Genomic DNA, 18,286 nt, shown 5'->3' on the forward strand with positions numbered 1-18,286 from the left:
TTTATCTTCATTTAAAGACAAATGCCGTTGACTTAGGGATATAATTCATGTAATATAACTTAATGGAATGCTATAATTTATTGTATAACTAATTTCTTATTATATTAAGAACATATTTAGTCTTAATATATTAATTCTAATTCCTCATAAAACCTTTTATTTAAAAGGTCATTGTAAAACAGGAGGTTAAAATGAAAAACCAAATAGCGAAGATACTTCCAGGGAGTATTGCAGAAGAAATTGAGCTTGAAGTAGGAGATAGATTAATTAGTATAAATGGCAATAAAGTAATAGATATTATAGATTACAAATTTTTGATTACAGATGAACTTCTTATCATTGAAATTGAAAAGGTAGATGGTGAGATTATTGAAATCGAATTTGAAAAAGATTACGATGAAGATTTGGGAATCCAATTTGTTGATGCCATTTTGGATAGGCCAAAGAGCTGTCATAATAAATGTATATTCTGTTTTATTGATCAATTACCTGATGGAATGAGAGATACTTTATATTTCAAAGATGATGATTCAAGATTATCGTTTTTTCAAGGTAATTTTGTAACATTAACTAATATGAAAGAAGAGGACATTGATAGAATTATTAGATATAAGATAAGCCCTATTAATGTATCGGTTCATACTACAGATGTTGAGCTTAGAAAGATAATGCTAAACAATAAATTTGCTGGAAATGTGTATGATAGGTTGAAAAGACTGGCAAAAGCTGGCATTAAAATTAATTGTCAAGTGGTCGCATGCCCTGGCATCAATAATGGAGTAGAACTTATAAAAACTATTGAAGATTTGTATAAGCTTTATCCGAGCATTGAAAATCTAGCGGTTGTACCAGTTGGAGTAACAAAGTATAGGGAAGGCCTGTTTAATTTAACATTGTATGATAAAAAGACTGCGGCAGAGGAAATAGAGAGTGTTAAAGAATTACAAGAAAAATACATTAGAGAAATAGATTCACCGTTTATTAGATTATCTGATGAATTCTATGTTGTAGCAAATATCGATGTTCCTTGTGAGAAGTTCTATGATGGTTATTCTCAACTCGAAGATGGCATTGGTATGATAAGATTACTTAGAAGCGTTATTGACGAAGATATAGTAAAACTAAAGCTTAATAATGAAGGAAGTTTTACATTTATAACAGGTCATTCAGCTTATGCAGAAATATTAAAGGTAGCTGAGAAAATAACTGCATGTAATAACAAAATAAATATTGACGTAAAAGAGATAGCAAATGTTTTTTTTGGCGAAACTATTACAGTAGCAGGTCTTTTAACAGGAAATGACATAATCAAGCAACTGACAGGTGAAAAACTCGGTGAATATTTAATACTTCCTAGTAATATGTTCAAAAGTGGATATGAACTAGGAAGTAACGAGCAACAAATTTTCTTGGATAATGTTACAGTAAGTGATCTAGAAAAAAGATTAAATACAAAAGTTTTAATATGTGATTATTCAGGAGAAGATTTAATAAATATAATAAACCAAAATAGTCGGGAGGCAAAGTAATGGCAAAACCAATAGTAGCAATAGTAGGAAGACCCAATGTAGGTAAATCTACATTATTTAATAAATTAGCAGGGAAGAGAATATCAATAGTTGAAGATACACCAGGGGTAACAAGAGATAGAGTGTATGCTGATGCAGATTGGTTAAGACATAATTTTACAATAATTGATACAGGTGGTATAGAAGTTGAAAGTCAAGATATCATTTTAGCGCAAATGAGAAGACAGGCACAAATAGCTATAGAAACAGCAGATGTTATAATTTTCATAGTAGATGGTAAACAAGGACTTACAGGTTCAGATTATGAAGTTGCACAAATGTTAAGAAAAAGTAAAAAGCCAATAGTACTTGTAGTAAATAAAATAGATCATCTGGAACTAGAAGCAAATGCTTTTGAATTCTATAATTTGGGAATAGGTACACCAGTAGCTATTTCAGCAACTCAAGGTCTTGGACTTGGAGATATGTTGGATGAAGTAGTAGTGCATTTTGATAGTGTTTATTCAAATACAGAAGATGCAGAATATATTCAAGTTGCAGTGGTTGGTAAACCTAATGTTGGTAAATCATCCCTAATAAATAGAATGCTTGGAGAAGAAAGAAATATAGTAACTGATATAGCAGGTACTACAAGAGATGCTATAGATAGTAAATTAGAAACTGCAGAAGGAAAGTTTGTTCTTATAGATACAGCAGGAATAAGAAGAAAAAGTAAAGTAGAAGAGGGTATTGAAAGGTATAGTGTTATTAGGTCACTCGCTGCTGTTGAGAGAGCTGATGTTGTTATACTTATGCTAACGGCTACTGAAGAATTAAGTGATCAAGATGAGAAAATTATAGGGTATGCTCATGAAATGAAAAAAGCAATTTTAGTTATAGTAAATAAATGGGACCTAATAGAAAAGGATACTAAAACTATGCTGGAGTTTAAACAAAGAATTCAAGCAGGCTTAAACTTTATGGCTTATGCACCATATTTATTTATATCTGCAAAAACAGGTCAAAGAGTACATAAGGTATTATCATCAATAAAAGAATGTTATGATAACTATTCAAAAAGAATTGCTACGGGTATATTAAATGAGGTTATAAATAAAGCTGTACTCATGAACGAACCTCCAACAGTAGCAAATAAGAGATTGAAAATATTTTATGTTACGCAAGTAGACTCTAAACCACCAACATTTGTATTCTTTGTAAATAACCCTAATTTACTACATTTTTCTTATCAAAGATATTTAGAAAATCAATTGAGAAATAGTTTTGAGTTTAGTGGAACGGGTATAAAACTTATATTCAGAGAAAGGAAAGAATAAAATGTCAAAAGTTGCTTTTTTAGGTGGAGGTAGTTTTGGTACTGCATTGTCAATAATGCTTGCGAAAAAAGGAACTAGCGTTAACATCTGGGATAGAAAACTAAGTGTTATTAATGACATTAACATAAAAAGGGAAAACATTAAATACTTACCCAATATTACGGTACCCTCAGGAATAACAGCATTTGTTGATATAGAAGAGGTTATAAATGATACTGATATAATTGTGTTATCAGTTCCATCGCATGTTATAAGACATATATGCAAGATGATAACTCCATATTTAAAACAAAACCAAATTATTGTTAGTATTGCAAAAGGAATTGAAGAGGGTTCATTAAAAAGAATTTCAGAGGTTATAGAAGAAGAAATCCAAAGTAATCCAATTGTAATACTTTCAGGTCCCAGTCATGCAGAAGAGGTTGCTTTAGATATACCTACAACTGTAGTAGTCACATCTAAACAAATGGAATATGCAATGATTGTTCAAGATGTTTTTATGACTAATAAATTTAGAGTTTATACTAATGAAGACATTATAGGAGTAGAAATTGGTGGAGCAGTTAAAAACATTATTGCATTAGCAGCTGGTATATCAGATGGTATAGGCTATGGAGATAATGCTAAGGCAGCCCTTATGACAAGGGGCATGAGTGAAATTATAAAAATAGGAACTAGGCTTGGCGGCAGAATTGAAACATTTTATGGATTAACAGGTATGGGTGATCTTATAGTAACTTGTACTAGTATGCATAGTCGAAATAGAAAGGCTGGTATTCTAATTGGAAAAGGTATTCCAATGGAGAAGGCGTGCAATGATATAGGAATGGTAGTTGAGGGTATAAAAGCTATAAGAGCTTTTTACGAACTTAAAGAAAAAGAAAAAGTTTCTATGCCTATAACAGATGTATTATACAAAGTACTATTCGAAGGTAAAGATCCTAAATATGGAGTATATGAATTAATGTCAAGAAATAAAAAAAGTGAGTTTTAATTATATCAAGTTACTAAATATAATTAACCTAAAAACCATTATAAAAAATCCGATTTTTATTAAGAAATTAATAAAAATCGGATTTTTTTATATTTTTTTAATCAATAGTAATAATTTGATGAAATCTAAAGTATATTTATATTGATAATAATAAGTATTGGGAGGTATATATTGGATAATTTTGATATATATAAAGATATAGCAGAAAGAACACAAGGAGATATTTATGTAGGTGTTGTAGGTCCTGTAAGAACTGGCAAATCAACATTTATAAAAAGGTTTATGGAGCTTATGGTAATTCCAAACATAGACAATCCGCATAAGAAAGAAAGAGCAAAAGATGAACTTCCTCAAAGTGGTTCAGGTAAATCAATTCATACTACGGAACCTAAATTTGTGCCAAACGAAGCAGTTGAAATTGAGTTTGAGGGTGGCACTAAATTTAAAGTTAGAATGGTTGATTGTGTTGGGTATATTGTTAAGGGAGCGCTCGGATATGCTGAAGGAGAAGTTCCAAAAATGGTTAATACGCCTTGGTATGATCATGAAATTCCATTTGAGGAAGCAGCAGAGATTGGAACAAAAAAAGTAATAAATGAACATTCAACTATTGGACTTTTAATTACAACGGATGGTTCTATCACTGGGATAGAAAGAAATGAATACTTAGAAGCCGAAGGAAGGGTTGTTGATGAGCTTAAATCAATAAATAAACCTTTTATAATGGTATTAAATTCTAGTAACGCAGCTGCACCTGAAACATCAGTTTTAGCAAGAGAATTAGAAGAAAAATATGATGTTCCAGTTCAGGTTATGGATGTTATAAATATGAATGAAGAGGATATCTCTAATATATTTCAAAGGGTTCTTAAAGAATTCCCAGTTAAGGAAATTAACATAGATATGCCAGAATGGATTGAAAATCTAAGTTCTAAACATTGGGTTAAAGTAAATTTTATGAAAGTTTTAAAAGATATGTGCAAGGATATTTTTAAAGTTCGCGATATAACTAAATCTTTACTCAGTTTTAAAGAAGTTGATTTTTTAGAATCAGCAAACCTTGATGAAGTAAATATGGGTGAAGGGACTGCTAGAGTTAAAATAATTCCTAAACATGAACTGTTTTATAAAATACTCGGTGAAACCTGTGATTGTGAAATTAAAGGTGAAAATGATTTATTAACATTAATGGGAGAATTCTCGAGAGCAAAAGTTGAATATGATAAAATTGCAGATGCATTAAAGGATGTTCGTGAAAAAGGCTATGGATTAGTAGCGCCACAGCTTTCAGAAATGACCTTAGAGGAACCTGAAATTGTTCAACATGGAGGTAGATACGGAGTCAAATTAAAGGCATCAGCTCCATCACTTCACTTTATTAAGGCGGATATACAGACAGAAATATCTCCTATTATGGGTACTGAAAAGCAAAGTGAAGATTTCTATAAATCCATTTTAGATCAATTTGAAAATGATAAATCACAAATTTGGCAGAGTAATATGTTTGGCAAGTCCTTAGAAGTATTAGTTAAAGAGGGCCTTCAAAATAAATTGTTTAAAATGCCTGATGATGTTCAAGTGAAAATTCAAAAAACGCTACAAAGAATTATAAATGAAGGTAATGGTAGCTTAATATGTATTATTTTATAAATTAATCTAGAATATATTAAAAGTCTGTATCCGTAACGGTTGCAGACTTTTAATACTATACTTTAGGAAAGAAAACTTATCCATATATAATTACTATATATTTACTATGAATTTAGTGTACAATAAGGTAAAGACAATATTAATTTATTTTTAAATATGAATTACAAGTTAATTGGAGGTTTGGAAATGTTAGAGGGAGAAGTTAAAGAAAGTTTGATTAGAGAAGGTATACATGGTGATGCAATAAAAGCATTAGATGAAAAGGGGAAATGTTTATTTGATATAAACAGTACAAGAGATGTTTGCTTTGAATTAATTGACGCTGGGGTTAAGTTTAGTTGTGAACAAAGCATTTTGGATGATGGATTGTATTTAATAAAAATATTATAGTACATATGAAAGTTAAAATTCCAACAAATAACTCTTTTAATTTAGCATCAAACATGGTAAAATGAGAACAAATGTTTGCGAGGTGCTATAATGGATGTAATGAAAAAACTTGAGATATTATCAAATTCAGCAAAGTATGACGCTTCTTGTTCATCAAGTGGCTCTAATAGAAAGAATACAAAAGATGGAATAGGCAATGCAGCAACCTCTGGAATTTGTCATTCATGGTCACAAGATGGTAGATGTATTTCACTACTAAAAATTTTATACAGTAATAAATGTATATATGATTGCAAATATTGTATTAATCGCTCTAGTAACGAATTAGAGAGGACAAGCTTTACTCCTAAAGAAATAGTAGATCTAACTATAAATTTTTATAGAAGAAATTATATTGAAGGACTATTCCTTAGTTCTGGTGTAGAAAGAAGTCCGGATTACACTATGGAAAATTTAGTGAAAATAATAAAAGAATTACGATTGGTCCACAAATTTAATGGTTATATTCATGTAAAAGCAATCCCAGGAGCTGATCCAAAACTTATTTATGAGGCAGGATTATATGCTGATAGGATGAGTGTAAATATTGAGCTTCCTTCGGAGAAAAGCTTAAAGCTTCTAGCACCGCAAAAAAATAAAGCAGATATATTAAAACCTATGAGTCTTATTAAACTTAGTATAATAGAGTCAACCGAATATAAGAAGAAAGGTTTTAACGTACCTAAATTTACACCAGGTGGGCAGAGTACTCAGATAATGGTTGGAGCAACTAATGAAAGTGATTTAAGCGTAATTAGTCTTACAGAAGGGTTATATAACACTTTTGGACTTAAGAGAGTATATTATTCTGCTTATGTGCCAGTTATGCAACATGCAAATCTACCAGCGATTCAAACAACACCTCCACTGCTTAAAGAACATAGAATGTATCAGGCAGATTGGCTTTTAAGACACTATGGATTTAAGGCAAATGAATTATTAGATGATTTAAACCCTAATTTTGATACGGATTTAGATCCTAAAGCATTTTGGGCATTGAACAATCTTGATAAATTTCCAGTAGAGGTAAATAACGTTGCTTACGAGACTCTTCTTAGGGTGCCCGGAATAGGAGTAAAATCTGCATTAAGAATTGTAAGGGCAAGAAGGCTTTGTAATCTCTCTTATGAGAACTTAAAAAAACTAGGAGTAGTACTTAAAAGAGCTAGGTTCTTTATAACTTGTAGCGGTAAATTTTACGGGGACAAGAGTATGGAGAGATTGACTCTTAAGAATTACCTATTAGATCATGAAAGTTTTGACAAGCCACAACAAATAAGCTTGTTTAATTTAAGGAGTGATTTGTTTGCTTAGATATATTTATGATGGAACATTTGATGGGTTCCTATCTGTTATATATAATTGTTATTATGATAAAATGCCTGAGTGCATAGAGCGGGAAGATAGGTATAAATACAATATGTTATTTGATGATAATATTATTATGAGCGATCTAGTTATATCCAATAAAGTATCAAAAGCTATAGCTCAAAAAATATCAACTGACACATTAATTCATGTATATCAATCATTTTTATCTGAGATTGAAGGCATTGAATTAAAATTACTTAAATATATACAATTGGGATTTAAGATGGGAAGTATTGCTAATGATTATCTAGTAAATGAATCAGTGAATGATATACAAAAGTATTCAAGGAAAGTGGCAACTGAAGCACACAAATTTTTAGGCCTAGTTAGATTTCAAGAATTTAATGGCATATTATATGCAGCAATAGAACCAACGTATAATATTTCAGAGCTAATTGCTAATCATTTTAAGGAAAGGCTTGCCAACGAAAAGTGGATAATTCATGATGTTAAAAGAAAATTTGGTATAGTTTATGAGAATAACGAATGGATACTTAGGGATCTTAAATTCGAGAAATTAGAAAGTCATGAAGAGGAAGAGTTATTTTATCAAAATTTATGGAAGGTATTCCATAAAAGTGTTTCAATAAAAGAAAGAAAGAATGAAAAGCTGCAAATAAAAAATATGCCTAAAAAATATTGGAACAATCTAATTGAGATGGAATAATATTTTGGGAATATGATGACACTTTTCTTATATTTTACTGATTCTTTAAAAAATACCCTAAATCGTGATATAATAGACATGAGTATATTTACTAAATTACTGTTAGTTAAAGGAAGGAACGATTATTATGAAGAAATCACAAGAATACATACAGGTTGAAAGTCCTATTATAAGTATGGAAAAAAGAAAAAAGATGATGGAAACAATTTACAAAACACTAGAAGACTTAGGAGCTATTAGTAAAGAAACAGCAAAAACTAGTAAGGAGATACACAATTGTATTCCAGATGAGCCGACTGTTAAAGACATAGATACTGGGAAAAAGATTAAGAAAGTGCAATTGAATACACCTTCATTTATAGGTTCACTTTCAGGAGTTATGTCTAAAGAAAAAATAATAGGAAAAGTGTATAGTGTAGAAAAACAAGAAACTACATGGTACATTAGGGGTAATAAAAAAAAGATTGATGATATAGACCCTAGAGATATGTAATTTAAATAACTTATATAAATAAAAATAAGTCTTATAATCTAAGACTTATTTTTTATTTATTAAATTTATTAAAATTCTTCAGTTTCTAATTTAAAACCTTCTATAACTATGTCATCCTCAATTTCAATAAGTAGACATCTTCTGCCATCCTTGTTTCTTACCTGTTTAATCGAGTTAAGATCTTTTGGAGTTAAAGTGATATTTGCGATTTCACTAGTAATTTTAATTGATTTAGAATTAAATTCTGGTACAATATTATTTATCTTAAAATCATACTGACTACCGCAAGTCTCTTCAAATGCTGTTTCTATATCAGATATGATCTCCGCGCCACAATTACTAAGAATATTTTTCACATCTGTAACTCCAAGGATTGGAGTTTCGCCTTCTTCAACTTGCTCTGCTAACTCATGTATATTAGCATAGATATCTTGCATAAGTTCTGGTTTTATTTTATCTCCAATTATAGATTTTAATATATCGCCAAAGCAATTTTTTTCATCTTCAGCAGTAAATTTGAAACCACAGTTAAGAACATTTTCTATAAAAGCTGAATTTAATTCCTTAGGCTTTGAAGCATAATATAAACACTTATTAAAGTCTGAATAACCGCAACTAAGGCTAGGGAACATAAAGCCCTCTAAAGGAGCATTAAGATTAATAACTGAATCAAGCACTGAATTTGCTTTAAATTCTTTATCAGTATAATCGAATTTTAGTGTTCTTTTTGGAATGTCTATTTTATTAACACTGGATAAAATAAAATTAAAAGCATTCATTGAATCTTGGATACTTTCATCTGTGTCCATATTCTTATGACTTGACCCTATATAGTACTCAGCTTTTATAAATGTGACAACAACATCTGTTTCATATTTATAGTTAGCTGCAATTTTATTAATAATTATATTAATATTACTTTCTATTTCATCTTTAGTAGTTGATTTTAAGGCACTTGTTAAAAATTTCTGAGTGTTATCTTCATCTTCGATGTTTTGAAAATCTAATTCAAATATTTTAGTATCAAGTGCGCCTGTAAGTACTTTCTTAAAATTTCCTAGAAATAGTTCTTTTTTATCCATATCCATTCTATCAAAGTAATCAAACTCTGAATGGATAATAGGTTCATAATCAATTTGTACATTATCCTTTTTTAGATAAACGCTATAAATCTCCTCAATTTTTATCATGCCATTTTCTAATTTGAATTCTTTTCTTATATCTGCCAATTCTTTTTTATTCATAATTAACCTCTTTTCGTTGTTATTTTATATTAAAATTATACCACTCGTCTTGCTTAATTAATAACTCTTTACAAACCAATCAATTAACTTTTTAGCTATACTTATACTGTCTGGTGTTATAGGCATATCACTTGGATCATACCAGTGAGCCTCGCCTATTTCTTCACCATCCACTTGTATTTCTCCACTTGCATATTCTGCAGTAAATCCAATCATTATAGAGTTTGGGAAAGGCCAAGGTTGATTTCCAAAATAGCTAATGTTCTTTACAGTAATTCCTGTTTCTTCCTCAACCTCCCGAACAACACATTCCTCAAAAGTTTCCCCAACCTCTAAAAATCCAGAAACTACACTATATAAATCCTTAGGAAATTGAAGGTTATGAGCAAGGAGTAATTTTCCATCACGTACAACAGCTACAATTATGGCCGGTGATATCCTGGGATAATTTGAGAGCCCACATTCTGGACATTTTTTAGCCCTTTCTCCATCCACATTTTGAGTTAATGTACCGCATCTTCCACAATATACATGATCATTATTCCAATTTACTACTTGAATTGCTCTACCTCCAATCCAAAACATATCTTCTGATAGCTTGTGAGTTAAAGATTTAAGATTCATATAAGACATGAAATTTGGAATAACAACGTCTTCACTTATTTCTCCACAGTAACAATTTATTTCATTTTCAGAACCCAAAAATTGAACATTATTCATTTCTAAATTTTCTAATTCTTTAATAGTTGGTATACTTGCTATATTATTTTCTAATTTCACTAGTAATTCATCATTGCAAAATAGAAAATATAAATCCATATTGGTTTTAGGTAAAACTTCAATTACTCCGGGTATATAATTTGTGTTATTTTCATTCTTACACATTAATATCATATCTCCAATCTATAGTTATATCGTACCTATTTAATAAGTACGATATGTTATTAAATATTCATATAAATATCACGTAATTATATCATATATATTTATGTTTTGATATTTAAAAAGGAATAATATAGTAAAACCATGATATAAATTAAAATTATATCATATATTAATAGTGAGTCTAATTTTAAAAACTGCTCAAAAAAATATCAATAATTAAATTAGTTTACATACTTATAATTATGTAAACTAATTTGAAAATGTAAACCAAAATAAAAAAATATTAACTAATAAAAAACCGAAATAAAAAAATAAATATTCAATATCAAAACATTCTATATTTTGGTATAATATAAATAATAATAAAATATTAGTTACAAAATAAAAAACAATTATAAGGAGGTTCAATATGATACCTACACCACATATTGAAGTAAAAGAAAAAGGAATTATTGCAAAAACAGTATTAATGCCAGGGGATCCATTACGTGCAAAATTTATTGCAGAGACTTTTTTGAAAAATGTTATTAAATTTAATACTGTGCGAAATATATTCGGATACACTGGTACATATAAGGGACGTAAAATTTCTGTAATGGCTAGTGGCATGGGTATGCCAAGTATCGGTATATACTCATATGAGTTATTTGATTTTTATGGGGTAGAAAACATTATACGTATTGGTTCTTGTGGTGCTTACACTACTGATTTGAAATTATATGATGTAATATTATGTACGCAGGCTTGGAGTGAATCTACGTATGCAAAAGTTCAAAGTGGATATGATAAAGATACTATTGATGCATCCTCTTCACTTAATAATAAGTTAGAAAAAATTGCAGATGATTTAGGAATTATAGTACATAAAGAAAAAATCCATTCTTCGGATGTATTTTATAGTAAAAATAGTGATAGTTATAAGGAGGTTTATGAAAAACATTGTTGTACTTGCGTAGAAATGGAATCCTTTGCTCTATTTAGTAATGCAAAAGTATTAAATAAGAAAGCAGCTTGTTTGTTAACAGTATCAGACAATTTGGTAACTCATGAGTTAACTACTTCTAAGGAAAGACAACAATCATTCACAAATATGATAGAAATAGCTTTAGAGATGGCAGAATAATATTATATAATAAAAAAATCCTCAATATAAAATTATTGGGGATTTTTTTAAAGTTTTTAAGGACATTTCATAATGTATTGTATTATCTATAAAATACAAGTGCAATCACTGACGATATAAGGGCACTACACGGAATAGTTAAAACCCATGCAACGAGTATAGTTCTCGCAAGGCTCCATCTAACGGCAGAAAGCCTTTTACAAGACCCTACACCCATTATTGCGCTAGTTATTACATGGGTAGTGCTCACTGGTGCACCTAATGCAGTAGCTGCTTGAATAGTAAGTGCAGCTGCAGTTTCTGCTGCAAATCCATCAATTGGCTCTAGCTTTATCATATTAACACCCATGGTTTTTATTATTTTCCAACCACCTACCATTGTACCGAGTGACATTGCTAATGCACAAGAAATTTTTACCCACAATGGTATAGCAAAGTTAGTAGCATTTAAAAAGCCACCAGCAATTAGTGCCATAGTTATAACACCCATAGATTTTTGAGCATCATTTGAACCATGGCTATATGCCATTAAAGCAGCAGAACAAATTTGTAATTTTTTAAATACACCATTAACTTTTTTATGAGTTGCTTTATGGAATAACCATGTAAGCAAAAACATAAATAAAAATCCAAATACAAGTCCTATTATTGGTGACGATATAAGAGGGATTATTATTTTATCAACAAACCCTTTCCAGTTAACTACAGAAAAATCAAGTTTATGAGTAGTTATGGAGGCACCTAAAAGTCCACCAACAAGTGCATGAGAAGAAGAACTAGGAATAGCATAATACCAAGTTATTAGGTTCCAAATAATAGCACCTACTAAGGCTATAGCTACAATTTGAGGAGTAGCTATGCCATTATTTATTATTCCCGTTCCTATAGTTTTTGCAACTTCTGTATGTAACATAGCACCAACAAAATTCAGTACTGCAGCCATTCCCAATGCTTGCATAGGTGTAAGTACTTTAGTACCAATAGATGTAGCAATAGAATTAGCTGTATCGTGAAATCCATTTATAAAATCAAAAATAAGAGCTAATATTATTACAACAACTATAATTGATGAACTAAGCATATTTCATACCAACTCCTCGGATTTCATTTGCAAGTGTTTCACAAGCATCAATGCTATCTTCTAGATAATGGTATAAATCTTTCCATTTCATTACGAATAAAATATCTTCGGGATTTTCGAATAGTTTTCTCATTGCTTTTCTGTAAATTAAATCAGCTTCGTTTTCCAAAGTGTTTATATCGATGATTTTATCCACTAAGATAGTGCTTTTGCGAAGAGATTTTAATTCAAAAATCACCTTAACAAGGTCTGATGAGACAACCATAAGTTTGTCAACAAGTTCAATAGCTTCTGGAGTAGCCGAGGTAACATTATACATATAGAACAAATGGGCTGTAGATTCAATACTATCAGTAATATTGTCTATTCCTTTTGTTATATTAAATATATCTTCTCTGTCTAATGGAGTTATAAACATTTTTTTAGTATATTCAATTAATTCATGGGTTACAAGGTCGCCTTCATGCTCAAGCTTTACTAGTTTCTCTAATCTTTCATTAGGATTATCGAGTTCATTCATTAACAATTTTAGCTCTTTTGCGGAACTATTAAATATTTCAGCTCCCTTCGAGAAAAGCTCAAAAAACAAATTGTCTTGTGGTTTAAAATTAAACATATATTGTTCCTCCTTCGATAAATAAAAAACATGTTTTAAATTAAAATATGTACTGCTGAATTTAAAATTAAGATATATTTTAAACCGTACAAGCCTAATTATATGATATTACTTAACAAAGTACAATATTGTATTAATATATTTAACATAACTTAACGTAGACTGTAATATTATGTTTTATAATGTAAAATTTTACTCTGAGTTTTTTGCTATTTCGTCAATATTAATGAAAATAAGATAGCTTTCTTAAAAAATATTGTCTACATTAAGTAAACATATCTATATTTAAACTAAATATTTTATTAGTAATATAAGATTATAATAAAAATCTGTGATATAATTTTAGTCGAGTTTAGGATTTTACTTAGGTATTATTCAATAAAAACTAATTATAAATCAATGAGGAGTACAATATGAGAAAAATTTATAAGAACCCAAAAGAATTAGGAACATGTTTAAAAGATTTAGTAGATTTTTATTTAGATGATGTTATAGAATATAATAAGCTAAAAGAAAAAATAATTATATTAGCCAATGCCAACGAGGATAAACTTTCTAAGGAAGGCTCTATTCCTATAAAAATTTCAAATATACTAGGTGAATCTAGAGTAGCTATTATTAAGAAAATTTTATCTGAAAAAGAAAATTAATTTTTATAATTTCATCAAAAAGTAGGCTATGTATCACAGAATAACAAACCACTTGTATATATCTTACGTAAATTATATAATGTATTAAGATGAAAATGTTTAAATAGCAAGAAGTGGTATAAATGACTAAAAAAAAATGATAAGAATACACAATAAATTATTATCATTAATGGAATTCGTCGAGGGCTATTTGATTTAAAAAAGGTATCAAATTGCAGACTTTTAGTCAGCTATCTGTGCCTTAATATTTTAATCATTAGCCCTATTTATTTTAAACGATATATTAATTCTATAAATACAACATTAATTAGTATATTGCTAGAACTTAACAAAATAATGATTTCATTTAGTTGATTGTTGTAAAATATTTCAATATAATATATACTAAATTTATTCACAATTATTATTTAAGTTATAAGTAAATCAAAAAAATATAGACCATAATTTTATTTTTAGGGGAGAGATTTATGAACTTTTGGAACGGGAATAACAAAAGAAATACTTTAATTATTTTTCTTACTACTGTTTTAGTTATGACAGGATTTCTTTTTATATTGCCAAATATCCACACCTTTGCACAGAGTGATAAAACAAAGATAATTATTCATTATGCTAGAAATGCAGACAATAATTCAAAATGGAAGATGTGGTTATGGTCTGACAAAAAAGAGGGAAATAAGTTCGATTTTACTAGTAAAGATTCATTTGGACAGATTGGTGAAACTGAGTTCGATGGAGACCTTAATAAAGTAGGTTTTATAATTTACACAAATGAGTGGAAAAAAGATACAGAGGATGATAGATTTATTGAAGAATTCAAGAATGGTGTAGGTGAAGTTTGGATTAATGGTGGAGACCCTAAAATATACTATTCTTTAGCTGAAGCAACCAAATTAAAAGTTACCATTATACCTGGTAAGACTATAAACAAACCAAATAAATTTGTAAGTGCGAAATTAGATGATTTGAAAACTATAAACATAGAAACTAATGTATCATTTCCATTTGTCTCAGCTGATGCTCAAGGCTTTATAGTTAAATCAAATGGAAAAGCTTTAAAAATAAATAAAATAACAAGTGCTAAGGTAATTGCTGGTTCTACAACAGTAGCGAATATAGAACTTAGTGAAAATGTAAATTTAAATCAAACCCTTACAATCTCAAAGACAGCCTTTCCAGAAAAGGAAATAGCATTTGGTAATGTAATGCAAAGCGCTAGTTTTGAAAAAATGTTTTCTTATGAAGGAAATGATTTGGGTAACACTTATTCTACTAGCAAAACGAGCTTTAAAGTCTGGGCACCTACTGCAACTGAGGTTAAGCTAGTAACCTATGAACATTGGAATGATAAAACTGGCACTGAAATCAAAATGAAGAAGAGTGAAAAGGGAACATGGTCTTTTGACCTAAATGGAAATCAAAGTGGTATATTTTATACTTATAAAGTTAACATTAAAGGCGTTTGGAATGAGGCTGTAGATCCTTATGCGCATTCTGTATCCGCAAATGGTGATAAGGGTGCTGTGGTAGATCTTAAGAAAACAGACCCTACGATCTGGAAGCCAAATGAAAAGCCTGATTTTTCGAATTTAACTGATGCAATTATATACGAACTACATGTTAGAGACTTCTCCATAGACACTAACAGTGGTATAAAAAACAAAGGCAAATTCCTAGCATTTACTGAAATGGGCACAAAGGGAATTGATGGTAACTCGACAGGGGTAGATTATATAAAGGCATTAGGGGTAACACATGTGGAGCTTATGCCCATATTCGATTACTCTACTATAAATGAAACTTCAAATAAATCACAATTTAATTGGGGCTACAATCCAAAAAATTACAATGCACCTGAAGGAAGTTATTCAACTAATCCATATAACCCAACTACGCGAGTTAAAGAATTAAAACAAGCAGTACAAGCCCTTCACGATAATGGATTAAGGGTAAACGTGGATGTAGCTTATGATCACATGTACAGCGGTATTAACTCTAATTTCAATAAAATAGTACCTGGGTACTATTTTAGAACTAATTCAAATGAAAGTGGTTATGGAAATACAATAGCTTCTGAAAATGTTATGGCAAGGAAATTCATTGTTGATTCAGTTATCTATTGGGCAAAAGAATATAATTTAGATGGATTCAAATTCGATCAGATGGGTCTTATTGATCAAAAGACGATGAATGAAGTTAGAAAAAAACTAAGCAGTATAAATCCTTCTATTCTCGTTTTAGGAGATGGATCAGATAAGGGTACTACCCTTTCACCAGATGTAAAAGCAAATAAACAAAATGCAAGTAAACTTACTGAAATAACACAATTCAATGATGAAATAAGAGATGGTCTAAGTGGAAGTGTGTTTTTACCAAAAGCAAAAGGTTTCATTAATGGTGCACTTCAAAAAGATACAGCCATAAAAAAAGGAATAGTTGGAGGTATAGATTACTCTAATATTATAGAGACTTATGGTAATGTAGAACCGGTACAAATTGTTAATTATGCTGAATCCCACGCTAATAATACCTTATGGGATAAGCTCCTTTTAACAAATCCTAAGGATAGTGATGAAATAAGAGCAAAAATGCACAAAATGGCAGATTCTATGATTCTTACTTCACAAGGTATTCCATTCTTCCAAGCAGGTCAAGAATTTTTAAGAACTAAGGCGGGTGTTAAAAACTCTTATAAGGCAAGTGATAATGTAAATAAGATTGATTGGACAAGGGAATCTAAAAACATTGAAACTGTTGATTATTTCAAAGGCTTAATTGAATTAAGAAAAGCACATCCTGCCTTTAGAATGACCTCTGCAGATATGATTAAGAAAAATTTGAAATTTTTAGTAGTTCCTGAAAATGTGGTAGCATATGAAATGAATTACAATGCAAACATGGATAGTTGGGCGCACATTGTAGTTGCATATAATGCAAATAGGGAGGATAAGACTGTAAAATTATCAAATAATGGCACATGGAATATCGTAGTAGATGGCGATAAAGCAGGAGTTAAAACTATAAAGCAATTTAATGGAGAATATTTAGTTGTTCCTGCACTAAGCTCTATTGTGGCTTATTATGAATCAGAAAATATATTTACATCACTAACTTTTAGAACTTATATTATATTAGCGCTAGGTGTAGTTGCTTGCATAATGTTTTTTTTGAAAAAGAGAAAAAAAATCTAAAAATGCACTGATTTGCGTATTTTAAGGGTCCTATATTAAAAAAAAGGGCTCTTTTTTGCTTCATAATTAATAAATTTATACGGATTTATAATTTTAAATATAGTCAAAAGAGGTGTTAACATGTTAATTATAATATCTTTTATAGTAATATTAATTATTATTACTAGTATCATTTTATTTGTAGGTTGGCATTTTTCAAGTATAGTCATTTATCCTGAGGTTATAAACTATACCTGTACATATGACACTGAAGTAAAAGATGGAAAAATAGAAATAGAAAAATTTAACAATTTGGAAAAACAAGAGGTATATATAGATTCAGAGTATAATTATAAAATTCATGGATTTTTCTTCCCGAATAATAATTCAAAAAAAGTTATTATATTGTGTCATGGAATAACTTGTAGTTTATATTCTTCTGTTAAATACATGGATATGTTTTTAAAAAAAGACTTTGCTATTTTTATTTATGATCATAGAAATCATGGTTTAAGTGGGGGATGTAATACTTCATTTGGTTATTACGAGAAGTTTGATTTAAAAAAATGCACTGATTGGTTATTTGATAAATTAGGAAAGAATATTATAATTGGTCTACATGGGGAATCCATGGGTGCTGGCATAGCTATTCAAAATATTGCAATCGACGATAGAATTGATTTCTGCATAGAAGATTGCGGTTACTCTGATGCGCAGGATTTATTTAGTCGTAGATTAAAGAAAGATTATAATATAAATAATTTTGCTCTAATAAAATTAGCAAGTAAAATCAGCAAAATCCGAACAGGATGGGATTTTAAAGATGTGTCACCTATAACAACTCTACCAAAAGTAAAAGTTCCGATTTTGTTCATTCACGGAGAAGATGACGATTATGTACCTACCTATATGTGTAAACAAATGTACGCAGCCACGAATAGTTACAAGGATATGTATATTGCTCAAAAGGCTGGTCATGCACAATCATACTGGAATAACAAAGATGAATATACAAAACGAATTTACAAATTTTTAACGGATATTAATATAATTTAAACAATAAATTCA

General features: G+C 29.7%; 16 protein-coding genes. 12 read left to right on the forward strand and 4 right to left on the reverse strand.

The features are described 5' to 3' along the window. Positions 1-191: 191 nt before the first annotated feature. From KPL44_RS14060 to KPL44_RS14095, 8 genes are all read left to right on the forward strand, one after another. On the forward strand, positions 192-1,529 hold the full coding sequence (locus KPL44_RS14060; RefSeq protein ID WP_216251457.1) for a DUF512 domain-containing protein: 1,338 nt from the start codon (positions 192-194) through the stop codon (positions 1,527-1,529). Next, positions 1,529-2,845, forward strand: coding sequence for a ribosome biogenesis GTPase Der (der, locus tag KPL44_RS14065; protein WP_216121483.1), 1,317 nt, complete (start codon positions 1,529-1,531; stop codon positions 2,843-2,845). Before KPL44_RS14060 ends, der begins: the two co-directional genes overlap by 1 nt. 1 nt (position 2,846) lies before the next feature. Then, a complete protein-coding gene (locus KPL44_RS14070; RefSeq protein WP_216251458.1) occupies positions 2,847-3,839 on the forward strand; it encodes an NAD(P)H-dependent glycerol-3-phosphate dehydrogenase in 993 nt (330 codons plus the stop codon). 171 nt (positions 3,840-4,010) lie between these two features. After that, positions 4,011-5,489 carry a stage IV sporulation protein A gene (gene spoIVA / locus KPL44_RS14075; RefSeq protein ID WP_216251460.1) on the forward strand — a complete coding sequence of 493 codons (1,479 nt, stop codon included), beginning with the start codon at positions 4,011-4,013 and terminating at the stop codon, positions 5,487-5,489. 186 nt (positions 5,490-5,675) lie between these two features. After that, positions 5,676-5,879 (forward strand): hypothetical protein, encoded by a 204-nt coding sequence (locus tag KPL44_RS14080; RefSeq protein WP_216251462.1) that lies wholly within the window; start codon positions 5,676-5,678, stop codon positions 5,877-5,879. A 90-nt stretch (positions 5,880-5,969) separates the two neighbouring features. Continuing rightward, positions 5,970-7,232 (forward strand): putative DNA modification/repair radical SAM protein, encoded by a 1,263-nt coding sequence (locus KPL44_RS14085; RefSeq protein ID WP_216251464.1) that lies wholly within the window; start codon positions 5,970-5,972, stop codon positions 7,230-7,232. After that, positions 7,225-7,956 carry a TIGR03915 family putative DNA repair protein gene (locus tag KPL44_RS14090; protein WP_216251466.1) on the forward strand — a complete coding sequence of 244 codons (732 nt, stop codon included), beginning with the start codon at positions 7,225-7,227 and terminating at the stop codon, positions 7,954-7,956. The genes KPL44_RS14085 and KPL44_RS14090 overlap by 8 nt, the downstream gene beginning before the upstream one ends. A gap of 127 nt (positions 7,957-8,083) precedes the next feature. Then, entirely contained in the window at positions 8,084-8,449 is a 366-nt protein-coding gene (locus tag KPL44_RS14095; protein WP_216251468.1) for a hypothetical protein, read from the forward strand. Positions 8,450-8,517: 68 nt separating this feature from the next. Here KPL44_RS14095 and KPL44_RS14100 read toward each other — a convergent pair whose 3' ends face one another. Further along, positions 8,518-9,693, reverse strand: coding sequence for a DUF4317 family protein (locus KPL44_RS14100; protein WP_216251469.1), 1,176 nt, complete (start codon positions 9,691-9,693; stop codon positions 8,518-8,520). A 57-nt stretch (positions 9,694-9,750) separates the two neighbouring features. Continuing rightward, positions 9,751-10,578, reverse strand: coding sequence for an NAD(+) diphosphatase (gene nudC, locus KPL44_RS14105; protein WP_253201776.1), 828 nt, complete (start codon positions 10,576-10,578; stop codon positions 9,751-9,753). Between the two features lie 409 nt (positions 10,579-10,987). Between nudC and deoD the strand changes: the two genes are divergently transcribed. Beyond that, positions 10,988-11,701, forward strand: a complete 714-nt coding sequence (deoD, locus tag KPL44_RS14110) for a purine-nucleoside phosphorylase (protein WP_216251472.1) — start codon at positions 10,988-10,990, stop codon at positions 11,699-11,701. A gap of 82 nt (positions 11,702-11,783) precedes the next feature. On the opposite strand, the gene KPL44_RS14115 is transcribed toward deoD, so the two are convergent. After that, a complete protein-coding gene (locus KPL44_RS14115) occupies positions 11,784-12,782 on the reverse strand; it encodes an inorganic phosphate transporter (protein ID WP_171297080.1) in 999 nt (332 codons plus the stop codon). Next, positions 12,775-13,398, reverse strand: coding sequence for a DUF47 domain-containing protein (locus KPL44_RS14120; RefSeq protein ID WP_216251474.1), 624 nt, complete (start codon positions 13,396-13,398; stop codon positions 12,775-12,777). The genes KPL44_RS14115 and KPL44_RS14120 overlap by 8 nt, the downstream gene beginning before the upstream one ends. Before the next feature lie 413 nt (positions 13,399-13,811). Between KPL44_RS14120 and KPL44_RS14125 the strand changes: the two genes are divergently transcribed. The 3 genes from KPL44_RS14125 to KPL44_RS14135 all read left to right on the forward strand — a co-directional run bounded on the left by KPL44_RS14125 (position 13,812) and on the right by KPL44_RS14135 (position 18,274). Then, positions 13,812-14,048 (forward strand): TIGR04540 family protein, encoded by a 237-nt coding sequence (locus KPL44_RS14125; RefSeq protein ID WP_216251479.1) that lies wholly within the window; start codon positions 13,812-13,814, stop codon positions 14,046-14,048. A gap of 467 nt (positions 14,049-14,515) precedes the next feature. After that, positions 14,516-17,239, forward strand: coding sequence for a type I pullulanase (gene pulA / locus KPL44_RS14130; RefSeq protein ID WP_216251482.1), 2,724 nt, complete (start codon positions 14,516-14,518; stop codon positions 17,237-17,239). 120 nt (positions 17,240-17,359) lie between these two features. After that, positions 17,360-18,274: an alpha/beta hydrolase gene (locus tag KPL44_RS14135; protein WP_216251487.1), complete on the forward strand. Its 915-nt coding sequence runs from the start codon at positions 17,360-17,362 to the stop codon at positions 18,272-18,274. The last annotated feature ends 12 nt before the right edge of the window (positions 18,275-18,286 follow it).

This window comes from Clostridium sp. DSM 17811, assembly GCF_018861905.1.
In the GTDB taxonomy this organism is placed as follows: Bacteria; Bacillota; Clostridia; order Clostridiales; family Clostridiaceae; genus Clostridium_AD; species Clostridium_AD frigoriphilum.